This window comes from Chryseobacterium sp. HNCC26DJ241 (assembly GCF_057180505.1).
The window spans coordinates 44,430-62,663 of sequence record NZ_JBXUGL010000005.1 but is presented as its reverse complement, the minus strand read 5'-3'; the positions used below and the strand labels follow the sequence as shown (position 1 = coordinate 62,663).

Annotated in this window: 15 protein-coding genes; 4 read left to right on the top strand and 11 right to left on the bottom strand. The window is 32.9% G+C overall.

Translation table 11 applies throughout. From position 1 onward, the window contains the following. Positions 1-140: 140 nt before the first annotated feature. The gene (locus AC2A1C_RS04915) at positions 141-437 is read left to right on the top strand and encodes a GIY-YIG nuclease family protein (RefSeq protein ID WP_484023965.1); all 297 of its coding nucleotides are present in this window, start codon (positions 141-143) and stop codon (positions 435-437) included. An 89-nt stretch (positions 438-526) separates the two neighbouring features. After that, positions 527-1,180 carry a DUF2461 domain-containing protein gene (locus tag AC2A1C_RS04910; protein ID WP_484023964.1) on the top strand — a complete coding sequence of 218 codons (654 nt, stop codon included), beginning with the start codon at positions 527-529 and terminating at the stop codon, positions 1,178-1,180. Positions 1,181-1,324: 144 nt separating this feature from the next. Here the strand turns inward: AC2A1C_RS04910 and AC2A1C_RS04905 are convergent, their stop codons facing one another. Then, positions 1,325-2,971, bottom strand: a complete 1,647-nt coding sequence (locus tag AC2A1C_RS04905; RefSeq protein ID WP_484023963.1) for an alpha-amylase family glycosyl hydrolase — start codon at positions 2,969-2,971, stop codon at positions 1,325-1,327. 137 nt (positions 2,972-3,108) lie between these two features. Here AC2A1C_RS04905 and AC2A1C_RS04900 point away from each other — a divergent pair, with 137 nt between their 5' ends. Continuing rightward, positions 3,109-3,900 (top strand): FkbM family methyltransferase, encoded by a 792-nt coding sequence (locus tag AC2A1C_RS04900; protein ID WP_484023961.1) that lies wholly within the window; start codon positions 3,109-3,111, stop codon positions 3,898-3,900. After that, complete coding sequence (locus AC2A1C_RS04895) at positions 3,900-5,378, top strand: lipopolysaccharide biosynthesis protein (RefSeq protein ID WP_484023960.1); 1,479 nt, start codon at positions 3,900-3,902, stop codon at positions 5,376-5,378. Before AC2A1C_RS04900 ends, AC2A1C_RS04895 begins: the two co-directional genes overlap by 1 nt. Positions 5,379-5,559: 181 nt before the next feature. On the opposite strand, the gene AC2A1C_RS04890 is transcribed toward AC2A1C_RS04895, so the two are convergent. From AC2A1C_RS04890 to asnB, 10 genes are all read right to left on the bottom strand, one after another. Beyond that, positions 5,560-6,603: a hypothetical protein gene (locus AC2A1C_RS04890; protein ID WP_484023958.1), complete on the bottom strand. Its 1,044-nt coding sequence runs from the start codon at positions 6,601-6,603 to the stop codon at positions 5,560-5,562. Then, positions 6,600-8,258: an amidohydrolase gene (locus AC2A1C_RS04885; protein ID WP_484023957.1), complete on the bottom strand. Its 1,659-nt coding sequence runs from the start codon at positions 8,256-8,258 to the stop codon at positions 6,600-6,602. Before AC2A1C_RS04885 ends, AC2A1C_RS04890 begins: the two co-directional genes overlap by 4 nt. After that, complete coding sequence (locus AC2A1C_RS04880) at positions 8,243-9,106, bottom strand: glycosyltransferase family 2 protein (RefSeq protein WP_484023956.1); 864 nt, start codon at positions 9,104-9,106, stop codon at positions 8,243-8,245. The genes AC2A1C_RS04885 and AC2A1C_RS04880 overlap by 16 nt, the downstream gene beginning before the upstream one ends. After that, complete coding sequence (locus AC2A1C_RS04875; RefSeq protein WP_484023954.1) at positions 9,107-9,379, bottom strand: YciI family protein; 273 nt, start codon at positions 9,377-9,379, stop codon at positions 9,107-9,109. Positions 9,380-9,440: 61 nt separating this feature from the next. Next, on the bottom strand, positions 9,441-10,766 hold the full coding sequence (locus AC2A1C_RS04870; protein ID WP_484023952.1) for an AbiH family protein: 1,326 nt from the start codon (positions 10,764-10,766) through the stop codon (positions 9,441-9,443). 39 nt (positions 10,767-10,805) lie between these two features. Then, positions 10,806-13,637, bottom strand: a complete 2,832-nt coding sequence (gene polA / locus AC2A1C_RS04865; protein ID WP_484023950.1) for a DNA polymerase I — start codon at positions 13,635-13,637, stop codon at positions 10,806-10,808. A gap of 275 nt (positions 13,638-13,912) precedes the next feature. Then, positions 13,913-15,001, bottom strand: coding sequence for an agmatine deiminase family protein (locus AC2A1C_RS04860; protein ID WP_484023949.1), 1,089 nt, complete (start codon positions 14,999-15,001; stop codon positions 13,913-13,915). Next, positions 14,985-15,356: a four helix bundle protein gene (locus AC2A1C_RS04855; protein ID WP_484023947.1), complete on the bottom strand. Its 372-nt coding sequence runs from the start codon at positions 15,354-15,356 to the stop codon at positions 14,985-14,987. The genes AC2A1C_RS04860 and AC2A1C_RS04855 overlap by 17 nt, the downstream gene beginning before the upstream one ends. A 41-nt stretch (positions 15,357-15,397) precedes the next feature. Further along, positions 15,398-16,273: a carbon-nitrogen hydrolase gene (locus AC2A1C_RS04850; RefSeq protein ID WP_484023946.1), complete on the bottom strand. Its 876-nt coding sequence runs from the start codon at positions 16,271-16,273 to the stop codon at positions 15,398-15,400. Positions 16,274-16,416: 143 nt separating this feature from the next. Beyond that, positions 16,417-18,087 (bottom strand): asparagine synthase B, encoded by a 1,671-nt coding sequence (gene asnB / locus AC2A1C_RS04845; RefSeq protein ID WP_484023944.1) that lies wholly within the window; start codon positions 18,085-18,087, stop codon positions 16,417-16,419. Between the last annotated feature and the right edge of the window lie 147 nt (positions 18,088-18,234).

Sequence of the window (18,234 nt, the reverse complement as noted above, 5' to 3'; positions counted from 1 at the left end):
TTTAATTAAAAAGCCATTAAAATTCCAAAAAATAAATTTATCCGAAAAATATCAGCCTGAGGTTCTCGAAGGCTCAAAAAAAGCCAAAAGCAAAGCTTTTTCATTAAAAATAAAAAGATTAATTTTGAAGAAAAACACCTTTGAAAAAATTTTACGTTTATATTCTGCTTTGCTCAGATAATACTTATTACACCGGTACAACTGATGATTTGGAAACTAAATTTCTTTATCACCAAAATGGATATGATCCTAATTCCTATACTTTTACCAGACGACCAGTAGAAGTTCTCTTTTATACAGAATTTGACGATTTTTATCAGGCTATTGCTTTTGAAAGGCAAGTAAAAGGTTGGAGTAGAAAGAAAAAGGAAGCCATCATCAATGATGAATGGGAAAATCTTCCTAATCTTTCTAAAAGAAAATTCCCCAATCAATAATTAATATGGAAAAAATCTAAGGATTTTTGTATTTTTATGAGCCTTCGAGAACCTCAGGCTAAAATTCGCAATTAATAAAATTATAACTTATGAAATCCTCTACTCTACAATTTTTAAAAAATTTAGATAAAAATAACAACCGAGATTGGTTCACCGAAAACAAAAACCTTTATACGGAAGCTCATGAAGATGTGGTAGTCTTTGTTGAAAACTTAATTGAAGAAATTGCCGATTTTGATGAAGAAGTTGGGAAAATGGATGCCAAAAAATCCATGTTCAGAATATATAGAGATACACGCTTTTCTAAAGATAAATCTCCATACAAAACCAATTTCGGAGCGAGTTTGGGAATCGGAAAAGGAAATAAGATTGCGGGATATTATCTTCATATCGAACCCGGAAAATCTTTTCTTGCAGGTGGAGTTTATCAACCTGATCCAAAAGTTCTCAAGGAAATCCGAAAAGAAATTTCTATGAATGGTGATGAATTTTTAAAAATTCTCGAGCAAAAAGATTTTCGGAATAATTTCAGAGGATTGAGTGTGGAAAACAAACTCCAGAAAGTTCCACAAGGTTTTGAAAAAGAAGATCCAATGGCAGAATATCTGAAGTTAAAACATTTTGTGGTCTCTCATCCTGTTTCCGATGAAGAATTGACGGATGCAAAAGCTGTGAAAAATTTCGCAAAAATTTTTAAATCCATAAAACCGTTAAATGATTTTCTGGAAGCACCTTTTCTTTAAAAAAAAGAGGCTGTTTTCCAAAGTGTCATTCAGAACGTAATGAAATGAAGTAAAGAATCTATTTTACTGATTTACAAAAGATTTCTCCTTCGTCGAAATGACAAAATCCTAAATTTTATGACTTTTGAGACAGCCTCTTTTATATTATTTTACTTTTTCCAGTAATACAATTTCGTAATTGGAATTTAACGATACTTTTCCGTCAATAACAGACATCGAAGCTCCGGAATATGCATCACGGATTTTATCTCCATTTTCAAAAATTCCTGTTACATTTACTTCTTTAGTTCCTTTATCCAAATTGAGACCAATCACTACTTTATCCGTAAAACCTTTATTTTCGTAAACTCTGGAAAACCAATACGGTGAATTTGAAATCATCTGATGAACTCCTGCTCCAACTGCAAGATGATTCGCACGGAATTTTCCTAATTTCTGAAAATGCTCCAATAATTTTTTAGTTTCAGGATTATTCTGAATATCATTCCAATTCATATTACTGCGAAGATTGGCATCACCTTCTGCTCCGTTTACAATTAATGGACGTGCAGTTTCGTCTCCGTAATAAATTTGGGAAATTCCTGGAGAAAGCAATAATTTAGTTCCTGCTTCAAAAGTTTTTTTCCGTTCTTTATCGAAAGGCCAACCGTCATCATGAGAAGAAATGTAATTCATCACGCCAAAACCTTTCAGGTCAGAATTTAAAATTCCTGAATATTTTGAAAAAATTTCTTCATACGGTTTATTGGCATCACCTTTAAATTCAAAATTGATTAGGCTTTCAAAACCATTATTGAAATAATTCACCTTCTTATCTCCGAAATCATAAATTTTCTTCTGGGAAATTCCATAACCGTATACTTCTCCAACTGTAAAAAACGGATTATTATCCAAAACTTTGGAAGGATTATTTCTTTTGTATTCGTCAAAAGCATCCTGACAAACTCTCTGAAATTCTTTCCAAACATCTTCATTCACATGTTTTACGGTATCTATACGGAAACCGTCTACTCCATATTTTTTAATATAATCGGAAAGCCATTTCATAATGTAATATTTCGGAGCTTTCGGGAAGTTATATTTTGCAAAAAATTCGTTCAGGCTTTTCGTTTCAGCTTCGTATCGTCCTTCTTTTTTCCATTTTTCTTCGAGCATTTTCGGAAGTCCGACATTGATGTTTTCTTCCGTCATCACATCTGGAAGATTTGCCACCAATGTACAAGCTGTTGTATTGATGTAATTGTCATATTTACATTGCGGAGCGCTTCTTACCCAATCTGCAGGATAAATTTTATCAATGGGTGTAACGGGACCTGTATGATTGATAACCACATCCAACACAATTCGGATTCCCTTTTTGTGAGCTTTTTCCACCAATTCCTGCAAATCTTTTTCTTTACCGAAATTCGGATCAAGGGTAGTCCAATCTTTTGCCCAATATCCGTGAAATGCATAGGTTTTTCCCGTTCCTTCATCTGTATATCCATGAATTTGCTCTACAAGCGGTGTCATCCAAATTGCATTCACTCCTAAATTTGAAAAATAATTATCATCCACTTTTTCAATGACTCCCCGCAAATCTCCTCCTTCAAAACCTCTTAAAAGAGCTGGTTTTTCAGTTCTTTCAAAAGCAACGTCATTGGTTTTATCTCCATTTTTAAAACGATCGGTTAAAAGGAAATACATATTTGCACCTTCCCAAACAAATGGTTTTTTAGAATCAGAAATATTCGTAGCTGTTTTGCAGGAAGTCAAAAAAGCCAGAGAAAGTAGTATAATACTTTTTTTCATAAGAAAATCGTTTTGAAATCAATACAATTTCAAATATAAATATTTACTTTGAGTGAAAGAATTCTTCTTAAAATTTAACATTTTATTAACAAAAAGATTTATCTTTGCTATTCTATTCATCCGAATTCTAACTTACTATGTCTCTATACAGCTCATTAGCAGATCAACTTCAATACATATCTCCCTCTTTTTATAAAGAAAGGTTTTTCAAAAAACTTAAAAATCTTTCAAAAGAGAATGTATTGGAAAGAAAAATAGAGCCAGAACTACTTTGGATTCTGGGTTATCTGCAAAAAAATGATGTTTTTGTGGATATTGGTGCTAATTTGGGTATTTACATATTTCAAGTAGAAAAAATACTTCCTTCACAAAATATTTTCGCGTTCGAGCCAAACGGAAATTTATACAAAAGACTGAAGAGGATTTTTCCAAAAATAAATGTGATTCCATTAGCTTTATCCGACCAAAACACAGAAGCAGAATTTAAAATCCCTATCATCAACGGAAAAGAAATTCATTCACGCGGAACATTGCAAACTTCCCAAAAAGAAGAAAACGAAGAAAAATCCGTTACTGAAAAAATAAAGGTCACAAAATTTGACGATTGGGTAGAAACACAAAATCTGAAAAAGCTGGATTTCATCAAAATAGATGTGGAAGGAAATGAAATGAAAACCATAAAAGGAGCCGAAAAAACCATCAAAAAATTCCGACCAACCATGATGATCGAAATTGAGCAAAGACATCATCAGCAACCAGTCTGGAGTTTCATAGAACAAATTGAAAACTGGAATTTTACCGCCCATTATCTTGATCGAAATTCATTGGAATTAAAAAAACTGACGAAAGATTTTCTTGAAAAACAAAATGCTGAAAATCTGAAAAATTATACCCAATACATTAACAATATTATCTTTATTCCGAACTAATGAGTGTAGTAGCAAGGCAGGGTTTTAAATATTCGATTGTTGGATATCTGGGTTTTTTGCTGGGTACATTTTCCGCGATTTTTATATTTCCGTATGATATGGAATTTTATGGAAAATTGCGATATGTGCTTCCTACTGCCGAAATGTTGCTGCCAATTGTAGTTTTTGGGATTTCATTTTCAAATGTCAAGTTTTTCCGTCAGACTTCTTTGGATGGAAAGCATCACAATATGCTTTCACTTTCATTGGTCGGAATTTTGGTGAATTTCACAATATTTATTTTAGGATATTTTTTACTGAATGAGCTTTTCCCGATTCTGAAAACCACAGAAATGTGGAGCATGAAAAGGCTGATTCTCCCATTAATATTGGTTTTAGCGTTAAGTGCGGTTTTCAATAAATTTTTATCCAATTATAAAAGAATTGTAATTCCCAATATTTTTGAAAATCTTCTTCCGAAAGTTGCCAATTTGGGTGCTTTCTGTCTTTTTTTCTTCTTTCATATTCCGGAAAAAGGAGCCTATTTATTTTTTATCGGAGCTTTTATTATTGGGCTTTTCGGATATATTTCCTATACCAACAAACTGGAAAAAATAAAGCCCGACTTTAGTACAAAATATTTTAAGAAAGATAATCTCTGGAAAAATGTTCTGAATTACAGCTTTTACGGATTTCTCGGAAATATCGGAAATTATATTGCTCTGAGAATTGACAGCTATATGATTGGCGAATTCATCAATTTTGAAGCCAACGGTGTTTACAGCACACTCTACTCTATTATCTCGCTGATCAGTATTCCATCAATGGGATTGTATAATATTTCCGCACCTATCATCAACAAGACTATTGCAGAAAATGATTTTGAAGAGCTCGACCGAATTCACAAAAAATCGTCTTTATCACTCTTTTTTATCGGTTTGGTTTTACTTTCCTGCGTTTTGGTCGGGTTTCCATATTTGGCAGAATTTATAAAAAACGGCGACCTTCTGAAACAATCTGAACCTGTGATTTGGATTCTGGGATTTGCCATGCTTTTTGATTTGGCAACGGGTTTTAACGGGCACGTTATTTCGCTTTCAAAATATTACCGATTCAATATTGTGATCATGATGTTTTTAGCAATTACTACTATTGTTCTGAATTTCTATTTTCTTCATAATACAAAATTGGAACTGATAGGAATTGCTTTGGCTACTTCCATTTCCCTTACTTTATTCAATCTTGCCAAAATTATTTTCAATTATTGGAAATTTCGGATTTTCCCTCTATCGATAGAGATGGTTTATGCTTTGATTATCGGAACTTTGGCTATTACAGTAGCTATTATTCTTCCCAATTTTCACAACAGCTTTCTGAATTTGATTTACAAACCTTCCGTAGTTTTGATTTTCTTTTTAGTGGGAAATTATTTTCTGAATATCTTTCCGATAGAAGATTATATTAATAAAGATTTTATAAAAAGTATTTTTAGATTTTAGTGATAATTATAATTAATTTGAAAAACTGCTAAAACTTCTTGAATTGTGTAAAGATGCTTCGACTTCGCTCAGCATGACATTTCTAATACTAACTGTTTTATTTTTGCAGTGTCATGCTGAGCGAAGTCGAAGCATCCTGAAGATTACTGAATATCAATGTTAAAAAAAATTAGAATAGCCATTAATTTTCAAGAAGATTTTCCAAAACGTTTTCTATATCTTTTAAAATTTTTTCTTTGGAAAAAGAATCCTGAAAATTGTATTTTTCTTTTGTTAATTGCAAAATTTGTCCTTCAAAATTTTCTTCATTTTCATTGATAATAAAAGGAAAATCAGATTGATAACTTTTAGGAAAAATAGCTCTTTTTGAAAACCGGATTGCATCTCCAACATTTCCGCTGATTTTGGTCTTTCCATATATTTCTTCCATGCTAAAAAACTCCGTTTTTTCCTGAACAGGACACCAAAGAAGTGAAGCATTTTTCATAATTCCATCAAAATTTTCGGAATTTACTCTTTCTGTAAAATACTGTATGGAAACATTTTTCGGGAGCTGAGATTCTGCATTTTTTAGCCAATTTAATTCTTCCTCTTGAGCTTTTCCAAGAAAAACAATTTCGATTTCATTTTTGAAATTTTTAATTTTTTCCAAAACATAAAGATAATTTCTTCTTTGTTGGGAAACAGCTCCGGGAATTACAATTTTGATTTTTGCTAAAGAATTTTCCTGTGAAAATTTAGTAAAAAATAATGGAAAATAATTGAATTTTTCTGATTCAAACGACTTGTCTAAAACCAAAAGTTTTGAGGCTTTTTGATAAACTTTGGAAACGGAAAGCAAATCTTCTTTCAACAAAAGTTTCAATCGATACACTCGGTCTTTTTTAAAAATACTTTTAAATAAATTAAATTTTGATGCTTTGGAAAAATTGAGATTGTGAACCAAAATCGCCGTTTTGTACTTCTCACAAATGGCTTTAAAAATATGAAAATACCGGTGAACTGTTCCAATAATAATCAAATCATATTTTTCAGTTTTGAGTTTTTCAAGTATTGAATTTGGCTCTACATAATGAATATTCGGTTTTTGCTTACCAATGATTTTATAAATTTTCGGAGAAAAGAAATAATCGATTTCAAATTTTTGCGAACCGTCCATCAACTCCATAAAATTGGAAGCGGTTTCGGAGTGTGTATCGATTTCTATGTAAGCTATTTTTCTCAATGCTTTTCAAAAACTTTTTCTCCGTTAATCCACGTTTCCAAAACTTTAGATTTTAAAATTTCATTTTCAGGAATTGTCATAATATCTTGATCCAAAATTACAAAATCCGCAGATTTTCCAACCTCAAGACTCCCTTTTTCTTTCTCGTCAAAACTTGCTTTTGCTGCCCAAATAGTCATTCCACGAAGTGCTTGTTCTCTCGTTAAAGCATTCTCTTTTTGGAAGCCATTTTCCGGAAATCCGGAAGCATCTTTTCTTGAAACAGCCGCATAAAAAGTTTTCAACGGATTGATTTCTTCCACCGGAAAATCTGTTCCCAAAGGAAGCCAACCGTTTTCCTGCAAAAGTTTTTCATAAGCATACGAATTTTTCAATCGTTCTTTTCCCAATCTTTGTTCTGCCCAATACATATCAGAAGTTGCATGTGTTGGCTGAACAGAAGGAATTATTGAAAATTTTCCAAATAAATCAAAATCTTTTTCATCTATTACTTGTGCATGCTCAATTCTCCACCTTCTGTCGTTTTTTCCTTTCAAAACTTCGCCATAAATATTGAGCATTGTTCGGTTTGCAGAATCTCCGATTGCGTGTGTACACATCTGCAAATTACTTTTAATCAGTTCATTGGCAATTTCACGAAATTGTTTTTGATCGCTTAAAAGAAAACCTTTCCAATTTTTTTTATCCGAATAGTCGTGCAAAAGGCAAGCTCCTCTGGAACCAAGCGCTCCATCCGAATATATTTTGTATCCGCCAAAAGTAATTCTTCCATTGGTAAATCTTCCTTTGGAAATCCATTTTTCATACGTTTTCGGATTGTTTTCCATCAAAGCAAAAATCTTAATTTTCAAAATATTTTCATCCTGAACTTTAAACAAAAGATCAAACATAGATTCCGAAATTCCGCAATCGTGAAGCGATGTCAAACCATTTCCCAAACAATCTTTCTGCAAATTTGCAATGTATTTTTCTGCTAAATCTTCATCAATTTCAGGAATGTGTTTTTCCACTAAAAGCATGGCATTATCAATAAGAATTCCGGTAAGTTTTCCGTTTTTCTTTTCGATTTCGCCTCCTTCCATTTTTATATCAGTTGTAATTCCTGCAATTTCCAAAGCTCTTTGATTGGCAATTGCAGCATGTCCGTCAATTCTTTTCAGATAAACCGGACGATTCGGAAACATTTCGTCCAGTTTTTCTTTGCTTGGAAATTCTTTTACAGCCCAATCATTTTGATCCCAACTTCTTCCGTAGAGCCATTCCATTGGAGCATTTTTAGAATATTCTTCCAATTTTTTCAGAATTTCGTCCCAAGATTTTGTTCCCCAAAGTTCGCATTTCCAACCGTCCAAAGCAAAACCTGTAAAATGACAATGTGCATCGATAAATCCGGGAAATATGAATTTTTGTTTTGCATCAATTTGATTTTTAGAAGCAAATTTTTTCAGAATCTCTGATTTTTTTCCAATCGCAATTATTTTGCCCTTAGAAATAGCCATGGCTTCCGCAATGTCAAACTTTCGGTTTACCGTATAAATTTTTGCATTGTAAATAATTGCATCTGCATTTTTCTGAGCAAACAAAGCAGAAAATGTCAATATGAAGAGAAAAAGAAATATTGGTTTTAATTTCATTATGTTTAAAATTTCAGCCATTTTTCCCTGAATAATTTCCAGCGAAATTCATTGATTACAGCTTGTTCTTTTTTGGTTATTTTCAGTTCTAATTTTTGCTTTTTGCATCTTTCATATTCCGATACAATTTTGATGAAAAATGAAAACGATTTATTTCGCATCGCTTCTTTTAAGGCTGAAACGTAGGTGAGAAAACGATTCAGTCCCAAAAAATAAAAATATCTTCCGTAGTATTCCGAGGGCTTTACAGAATAATCTTTTCCTTTATATTTCAACAATTTTGTATGCAATTCGGGCAATACGGTTTCTTTCCATCCAAGATTTTTAAGAAGTGTGGAATCAATATTGTCCCAACCTAAAGTCTCCCTCAAACCGCCAATTTCCTTAAAGCATTCTTTTCTATACGCTTTCAAAGGACCACGAACATGATGCTTGTTGGAATTGCCTTCATAGATCCATTCTCCATTTTTTTCAATATACAATAAACCTCCTGCTAAACCGCATTTCGGATCATTTTGGAACAATTCGGAAATTTTTTGAAGATAATTTTCAGGAAAAATAATATCTGCATCGAATTTGCAAATGACATCAAAATTTTCAAAATTTTCCGATTCCAAACCTTTCTTAAAGGTGCGAACTACTTTTGCACCAGGCTGATGCTGAGATCTTTCTAAATTAATAATGGATAATTGATGATTGATGATTGATCTTAATTTAAAATCTTCTACAATCTCCTGAGTTTTGTCGATAGAACCATCGTTTACCACCACAACTTTAAAATCCCTGAAAGTTTGATTTTCCAAGGATTTCAAGCAGAAAAGAATATTTTGTTCCTCGTTGTGAGTAGGAATAATAATTAGAAATTTCATTTATTTCGCCAATTCATCCATCCATTCTTTGATGGTTACTTTTGCAATACAACCTTCCAAAACGAAAGGGTCGTTTTTTGAAAATTCTTCAGCAGCAGCTTTGTCTGTGAAAATAGCCATTGCTCCTTCTCCCGGAATTGCAAATGCACCAATTCCCAAAATTTTTCCTGTTTTTAAGAATTCATTCTCAAATGCTTCATGTCTTGGAAAAACTTCCATAAATTCTTCCATTGTTTTGTCTGTTGCGTGCTCGTAAAATAGTACTGCTTTCATATTTTTAATTATTGGTTGATTGTTGTTAGTTTTTGGTGTTTGGTGTTTGGTGTTTTGATTATCATAATTCTTTAAATAAGTTTTCCGGTGTTGATTCAATAAAAACCAGCGTCTTTTTTTTCATCATACTTTCAATGATATTTTTGTCAATAATATTGAGAAGATTTTTTAATTGGTCTGCTTTTCCTGAAACATCGTGATAGAAAATTTTAATACAGCTTTTGTTTTTTTTAACAATCTTAAATACGTCTTTTATATATTCTTTATCTGAAACATCAAGTGAATGCCCCCAAAAATAAAACTCAAAATCATTGTAAACCATTCCATCCTCTATGTTTTGGATTTGTTCATCTAAAAATAAATAGTCTGTGCCTTTATGTAATTTTTGAAAATATTTTGTAAACTGAAAAAGTTTATGATTTTTTAGTAATGGATCAATATCATTTACACCTAAAACCATTTTTAAATTTCCAACATTATTATTCCAGTTTTCAATTGAAGAACCATGTAAAAAATCAACATTTTTAAAAAAATCTGTACCAAGTACAGCTCTAAAATTTTCGGGAATATCTTCTTTATTTTTATATAAATTTTGATACGTATTTGTATAATTAAAAGAATAAATATGCTTCACTTTATCAAATAGATATGAATATTTCAATAAAATAAAATTTTCTCTTTTCTCTTCTCTAAAATGTCTATAAAATTTATTGACAATGAAAATAATATAATCATTAAAAATTCCAATAAATTCCTCTAACGATTTGTATATTGAGTCGAAAAATTCTTTCTCCTTAATATATTGAATTTTTTTTTCAATAATTAAAAAGAAATCTTCATTAATTTTAAGAAACCTATTATCTGATAAAGAATCAAAGAAGAAAAAATTAGTCAAAATATTTTTTTCAACATTATTTTTGAAAAAAGTATCGTAATTACTCTCCATTAATATAAAATTTGAAAACTGACGGTGATTTTTATGTAAAATATTTTTATTCTCGTCAAATTTTTCAAAAAAAACTGTAATTATTTTTAGAATCCTATTTATTTCTGTTTCAAAATCAATCCAAGTTTCAATTTTGTTATCTTCAACAGATTTTAAATATTGAAACCAGCTATTAGTTTTTATTCGTTCTTGTATTGATTTTAATTTTTCAGTTTCAAAATAAATATTTTTAGTTTCGTAATATTCATTAATTTTTTCAAAAAACCATTCATCCTTTTCCTTAAATAAAGTTCCAAAAAGTTCATCAAAGTCATTTTCTCTTTCGTTACCAAAATTTATGTTTTCAATAACCCGCAAAATTGTAATCAAATGATTATATTTTGTAGGCAAAAAATGCCTCAAATCAAAACCATTTCCAATAATTACAATTTTTTCGCTCATAATTTTAATCTATCAACTGATAACCATCAACCAACAACTTTAGTGCGCTTCCAACCAATTATCTCCAACTCCGACTTCTACCAAAAGCGGAACTCTGGTTTTAATGGCAGATTCCATTTCGGTTTTTATTAAATTTTTGGCGATTTCTATTTCTTCAATTGGAGATTCAAAAATCAATTCGTCATGAACCTGAAGCAACATTTTCGTTTGCAATTTTTGAGTTTCCAGTTCTTCATCAATTTTTATCATTGCCAATTTGATAATATCTGCCGCACTTCCCTGAATGGGCGCATTTATCGCATTTCTTTCAGCGTGACCTTTCACTACAAAATTATTGGAATTGATATCTTTCAAATGGCGTTTTCTTCCCAAAATCGTTTCTACATATCCCAATTCTCTTGCTTTCTGAACTTGTTCAGCCATATATTGTTTCAGTTTCGGATAGGTTTCAAAATAGGCATCAATCATTTGTTTTGCTTCCGTTCTGGAAAGTCCGGTTTGTTCTGCTAAACCAAAAGCGCCTTGTCCATAAATAATTCCGAAATTTACCGTTTTTGCCTGACTTCTCTGAATTTTTGAAACCTCATCCAAAGGAACTTTAAATAATTTGGAAGCTGTAGATGCGTGAATATCTTCTCCATTTTCAAATGCTTTTATCATGTTTTCTTCATCCGAAATTTCTGCAATCAGGCGAAGTTCAATCTGGGAATAATCGGCAGAAATCAGTTTTTTTCCTTCAGTAGGAACAAATGCTCCTCGAATTTGTTGCCCTCTCAAAGTTCTGATCGGAATATTCTGCAAATTGGGATTCACACTGGCTAAACGTCCTGTTGCAGCCGTAGTTTGAGAAAAATTCGTATGAACGCGATTGTCTCTTTCAATCTGTGAAGGCAATGCATCTACATACGTTGATTTTAATTTCTGATACGTTCTGTATTCAAGAATATATTTTATAATTTCATGCTTTGAAGCCAATTTCTGAAGAACATCTTCGGAAGTAGCGTATTGTCCGGTTTTGGTTTTTTTAGCTTTCGGATCAAGCTGCAATTTTTCAAATAAAATTTCGCCTAATTGTCGTGGAGAATTCATATTAAACTCTTCACCCGAAAGTTCAAAAATTTTGATTTCCAGGTTTTTAAGATCATTTTCTAGATCTTTGCTTTCTTTTTTCAGCCAGTTTTCATCAAGAGAAATTCCGGCAAGTTCCATTTTTGCAAGAACTTCCATCAATGGCATTTCTACTTTGTAGAATAGTTCTTCCAAGTTTTCTTTTTTCAGTTGTGGTGCAAAGAGTTCATACAATTGAAAAGTAACATCGGCATCTTCCGCAGCATATTCGGTTTGTGTCAATAAATCGGCATCACGGAAATTTCCTTGATTTTTTCCTTTTTTCCCAATAATAGTTTCAATAGAAACCGGCTTATAATTAAGATAAACCTCTGAAAGATAATCCATTCCGTGTCTTCCATCAGGATTCAAAAGGTAATGTGCAATCATCGTATCGAACATCGCCCCTTTTATATTGACATCGTATTGTTTTAAGACTTTATAATCGAATTTAAGATTATGGGCAATTTTCAAAATATCTTTCTTTTCAAAAAATGGTTTGAAAATTTCCAACGTTTCCAAAACTTCCTCTCTTTTTTCTGACAATGGAATATAATACGCCAAACCTTTTCGGTAAGAAAAACTCATTCCCACCAATTCTGCTTCCAATTCATTAAGAGAAGTGGTTTCTGTATCGAAACAGACAACAGATTGTTTCAAAAGATTTTCAACTAAGATTTTCTGGGCTTTTGGTGTATCAATAAACTGATAGAGATGATCGTTTTGCTCAATGGTAGATTTTGTAGAAGTAGCTTGTTCCAATTCTTCGAAATTGGCAAATAAATCTAACTGTATTGGTTGTTGGTTGTTGGTTGTTGGTTGTTGGTTTTTAGAAGATTCCCCTTCTTCAGACTTGGGACTTCCGTCTTCCGACTTCTGAAATGCTCGATACAAATTTTCATAAAGTCTCCGAAACTCTATTTCTTCAAAAACTTCTTTTACTTTTTCAAAATCCGGTGTTTCCAAATCGTATTGTTCTTGATGGAATTCTATAGGAGCATCGCACAAAATTGTCGCTAATTTTTTTGATAAAATACCTCGTTCTGCCGAGTTTTCTATTTTTTCTTTCAACTTTCCTTTTAACTGATCTGTATTGGCTAAAAGATTTTCTATGCTTCCGTATTCTTTCAGAAATTTCATAGCGGTTTTCTCTCCTACTCCTTCCAATCCGGGAATATTGTCTACTGCATCTCCCATCATTGCAAGAAAATCGATGACTTGCTTTGGATCTTGAATTTCATATTTGGCTTTGACCTCATCAACTCCTAAAATTTCTACATCTCCTCCTTTCAAACCGGGTTTGTAAATTTTAATCTTATCGGTAACCAATTGTGCAAAATCTTTATCCGGAGTAACCATAAAAATAGTGTATCCTTCTTTTTCTGCTTTGCAAGCAATAGTTCCTATCACATCATCTGCTTCGTAACCTTCCACCCCCAAAATAGGAATATGCATAGCCTCCAAAATTCTGTGAATATACGGAACAGCAATTTTTATAGCTTCGGGTGTTTCGCTTCTGTTCGCTTTATAATCGGCAAAATCATCCGTTCTCACGCTGGCTTGTCCTACATCAAAAACCACCGCCAAATGTGTTGGTTTTTCCCTTCTTATAAGTTCTATCAAGGAATTGGTAAATCCAAAAATTGCGGAAGTATCCAATCCCTTACTTGTAAGTCTCGGATTTCGGATAAGTGCATAGTATCCACGAAAAATCATCGCATAAGCATCGATGAGAAAAAGTCTTTTGTCTGCTGTTCCTGTCATAGAAACAAAGATAGGAAATTTTAGTTGTCAGTTATCGGTTGATCTTTTCCGGATTTTTAAATTTTGGATTTTTGCAATAGGGATAGAAACGGATATCCTTTTTGTTTTTTGTAGGAACGCGCCATGAGGCGCGTTCGGAATTGGTGTAGGAAAAACAAAAAGATAGTAGTGGATAGCCCGACCCGAGTTGTTGGCTTTTGCGGCTGTGAGGGAATTGCCCCGATTTTTAAAATTCTATACAAAAAATAAAACCTGCAAATTGCAGGCTTTAACTATTATACCAAAGGTTCTTGCTGGCTTAAACAATGGAAACTTCCTAATCCCCAAATAATTTCTGTAGAATCTATACCTACTACTTTTCGTTCAGGGAAGCATTTTTGAATAATTTCCAGTGCTTTTTCATCTTTTTCGCAACGATACGTCGGAACTATAACATGATGATTGGAAATATAAAAATTGGCATAAGAAGCCGGCAAACGCTGATCTTCCCAAACTACAGGATCGGGCATTGGAAGTTCAATAATATTTAACGGAGTTCCATCTAAAAGTCGCATTTCTTTTAATTGTTTAAAATTATTTTGCAGAATTTCATAGTTTTCATCTTCCGGATTGTCTTCAATGACCGTCAAAACCGTATTCTCATTTACAAAACGAATGGTATCATCTACATGTCCGTCTGTATCATCACCAATAATTCCATCGTCTACCCAAAGAATTTGTTCGACACAATAAAAATCTTTTAAATATTGCTCCACTTCTTCCTGAGACAAATGTGGATTTCTGTTTTTATTGAGCAAACAGGATTTTGAAGTCAGAATAGTTCCTTTTCCGTTAAATTCCACAGAACCGCCTTCCATAATAATTCCTGGAAGAAAAACAGGAATTTCAAATTCTTTTCCAATTCTTGTAGGAATGACATCGTCCAGATCAAACGGAGGATATTTTCCGCCCCAAGCATTGAATCCCCAATCTACAATTACTTTTTTTTCTTCCGCATCAGGATTTATTAAAAAAGCAGGTCCATGATCTCTACACCAAGCATCATTGGTAGGATTGAAATAAAATTCGATATTTTCTAAATTTGCGCCTGCCTGCATAATGCAATCCATTGCAAATGTTCTCATTTTTTCATCTTTCACATTAATTCTGACAAACTCATCTTGTGAAAGAATTTTGATAAACTGAGCATAATACGGATAAATTTCCTGAATTTTATCCGGCCAAGATTCTTCTTTGTGAGGCCAACTTAACCAAGTTGCTTCGTGCTCTTCCCATTCTGCGGGAAAACGGTAGCCTAATTGTTTTGGTGTTGAAAGTCCGAAGTCGGAAGTCCGGAAGTCGGAAAATTTATTTTCTTGATTCATTTTTATCTAATGATTTTTTTAAAGCATTTATCATGACTACAATTTCTTCACATTTTTGTGAAAAATCCAGTAACAATTCTTCCGTAACAATATTTCTCCGATAAGCAAGGTGCAAACAACCTACAACTTCAATCACAGAACGAAATGCAATGGAAAGAAATCTTTTGAATTCGGGATTTGTTTGTCCGGTAGAACCTTCAGCAATATTCAATGAAATAGAATCTGCTGCTCTTTTTATCTGCGAAGTAAGAATAAATAATTCTTCTTTTGGAAAATTTTTAGTTAGTAAATGAAATTCGGAAGATAAATCTACTGCTTTCTGCCAAACCAATAACTTTTCAAATTTAAAACTCATAGAATATTTCTTACGGTCTTACGGACATTCTGACTTTCCGACTACTCCTCGTCAATAAACCTCTTTGTAATTGGAGAATACGTTTCAATTCTTCTGTCACGAAGGAAAGGCCAGTGTTTTCTGAAATAATCCGTTTGGGAAAGATCCACTTCTGTTACTTCCACTTCTTCATTTTCGTGAGAAGCGAGATATAATAATTTTCCTTGTCCATTGGTTACAAAACTTCCACCCCAGAATTTCATTGCTCCGTCTTGTTCAAAACCTACTCTATTTACGGAAACTACTGGAAGCCCGTTTGCAACTGCATGGCTTCTTTGTATCGTTTGCCAAGCATTATATTGGTCTTTATTCGTTTCTTCATCCTGATCTGTTGCCCAACCAATTGCGGTAGGATAAAATAAAATATCGGCTCCCATCAAGGCAGTAATTCTGGAAGCTTCCGGATACCACTGATCCCAACAAATCAAAACGCCTACTTTTCCGAATTTAGTTTTAAAAATTTTGTAGCCTAAATCTCCCGGTGTAAAATAGAATTTTTCATAAAAAGCTGGATCGTCCGGAATATGCATTTTTCTATATTTTCCTAAATAGGTTCCGTCAGCATCAATAACCGCAGTTGTATTATGGTACAAACCTTCTGCTCTTTTTTCAAAAAGTGAGGCAATAATTACAACACCTAATTCTTTTGCTACTTCGGACAAAGCATTTGTAGAAGGACCCGGAATTGGTTCTGCAAGATCAAAATTATCATAATCTTCTACGTCACAGAAATATAAAGATGTGAATAATTCCTGCAAGCATACGATCTGAGCTCCTTTTGCAGCAGCTTCTTTTATTTTTTCAATGGCTTTATTCAGATTGGTTTGCTTGTCTTGTACACAAGACATCTGAACAGTTCCAATTTTTACTTTTGACATTGGTTTTAATTTATTTTGCAAAAATAGGATTTTTAAAATGTTTTTGATTTTCATTTTTCATAGAAAAATTGACATCAAAAACAAAACCTGCCAAAATACATTGGCAGGCTAAAAAAAACACAAATGATGAAAAATCAAATTATTTAGTATGAATCTTCGTGAACACTGATAACAGCTCTTCCACTCGGATCATTCATTTTTTTGAAGGCTTCGTCCCATTCTAAAGCAATTGGTGTAGAACAAGCAACTGATGGAACAGACGGAACTGTAGCGGCTGCTGTTTCACTTGGGAAATGTTCTTCAAAAATAGTTCTGTAGCGATATTCTTCTTTATTTTGAGGAGTATTGAGAGGAAAACGGAATTTAGCATTTGCCATCATTTCATCCGTTACTTCTTTTTCTGCTACTTCTTTCAAGGTATCAATCCAAGAATATCCAACTCCGTCCGAAAATTGTTCTTTTTGTCTCCAAGCGATACTTTCCGGCAACAAGTCTTCAAACGCTTTTCTCAACACCCATTTTTCCATTTTTCCTTCAGCTTTGTTCACCATTTTATCTTTCGGATTCACTGTCATTGCAACATCCATAAATTCTTTATCCAAAAACGGAACTCTTCCTTCAATTCCCCAACTCATTAATGCTTTATTGGCTCTTAAACAATCGTAAAGGTGAAGTTTTCCTAATTTTCGTACCGTTTCATCATGGAATTCTTTTGCATTCGGAGCTTTATGGAAATACAAATATCCTCCGAATAATTCATCAGAGCCTTCTCCTGAAAGCACCATTTTTATTCCCATAGATTTGATTACTCTTGCTAAAAGATACATCGGAGTAGAAGCACGAACTGTGGTTACATCATACGTTTCCAAATGATAAATAACATCACGAACTGCATCCAAACCTTCCTGAACCGTAAAATGAATTTCGTGGTGAACAGAACCAATATGATCTGCTGCTTTTTGTGCTGCTGCCAAATCCGGTGAACCTTCCAAACCTACCGCAAAACTGTGCAATCTTGGATACCAGGCTTCCTGAGTATCACCACTTTCTATTCTTTGTCTTGCATATTTTGCTGTAACTGCCGCAATAATAGAAGAATCCAAACCTCCGGAAAGTAAAACTCCATAAGGAACATCACTCATCAATTGTCTGTGAACAGCATCTTCCAAACCTTTTCTTATTGCTGAAATATCGGTTACATTATCTTTTACACTATCGTAGTTTTCCCAGTCTCTTTTATACCATTGCTGAAGTTCGTGACCGTCTTTGCTGCATAAAAAATGTCCCGGCAAAAATGTTTCAATTACATTACAAACTCCTTCCAAAGATTTTAATTCTGAAGCTATATAATAATTCCCGTTTTTATCCCAACCTTGATAAAGTGGGCAAATTCCCATGTGATCACGAGCAATGAGATAAACATTATTTTCTGTATCATAAAGAGAAAATGCGAAAATCCCATTCAGTTTTTCAATAAAATTGCTTCCGTATTTTCTGTACAAAGCCAAGATCACTTCGCAATCTGATTGAGTAAGAAATTCGTAATCTGGAAATTCTTTACGCAATTCTTGGTGATTATAGATTTCGCCATTCACTGCAAGAACTACTTTTCCATCTTTTGTAAAAAGTGGCTGTTTTCCGGAAGTAGGATCTACGATTGCTAATCTTTCATGAGAAAATATAACATCTTCACTTTGGAAAACACCGCTCCAATCCGGACCACGATGACGAATTTTTTTAGACATTTCTAAAACCTGAGGTCGTAAAATCTCAGTTTTTTGTTTTGCATCAAACAAGCATACAATTCCGCACATTATTTTTTATTTTAAAAAATGATTAATTTTATTTTACAATTAATTTTATTTTACAAAAGTAGAAATTAGTGTTTAAAAAATGAAAACAAAAATATCAAACAGTTAATTTTTACACAAATAAAAACCATAAATCGGTAATTTTTAAAT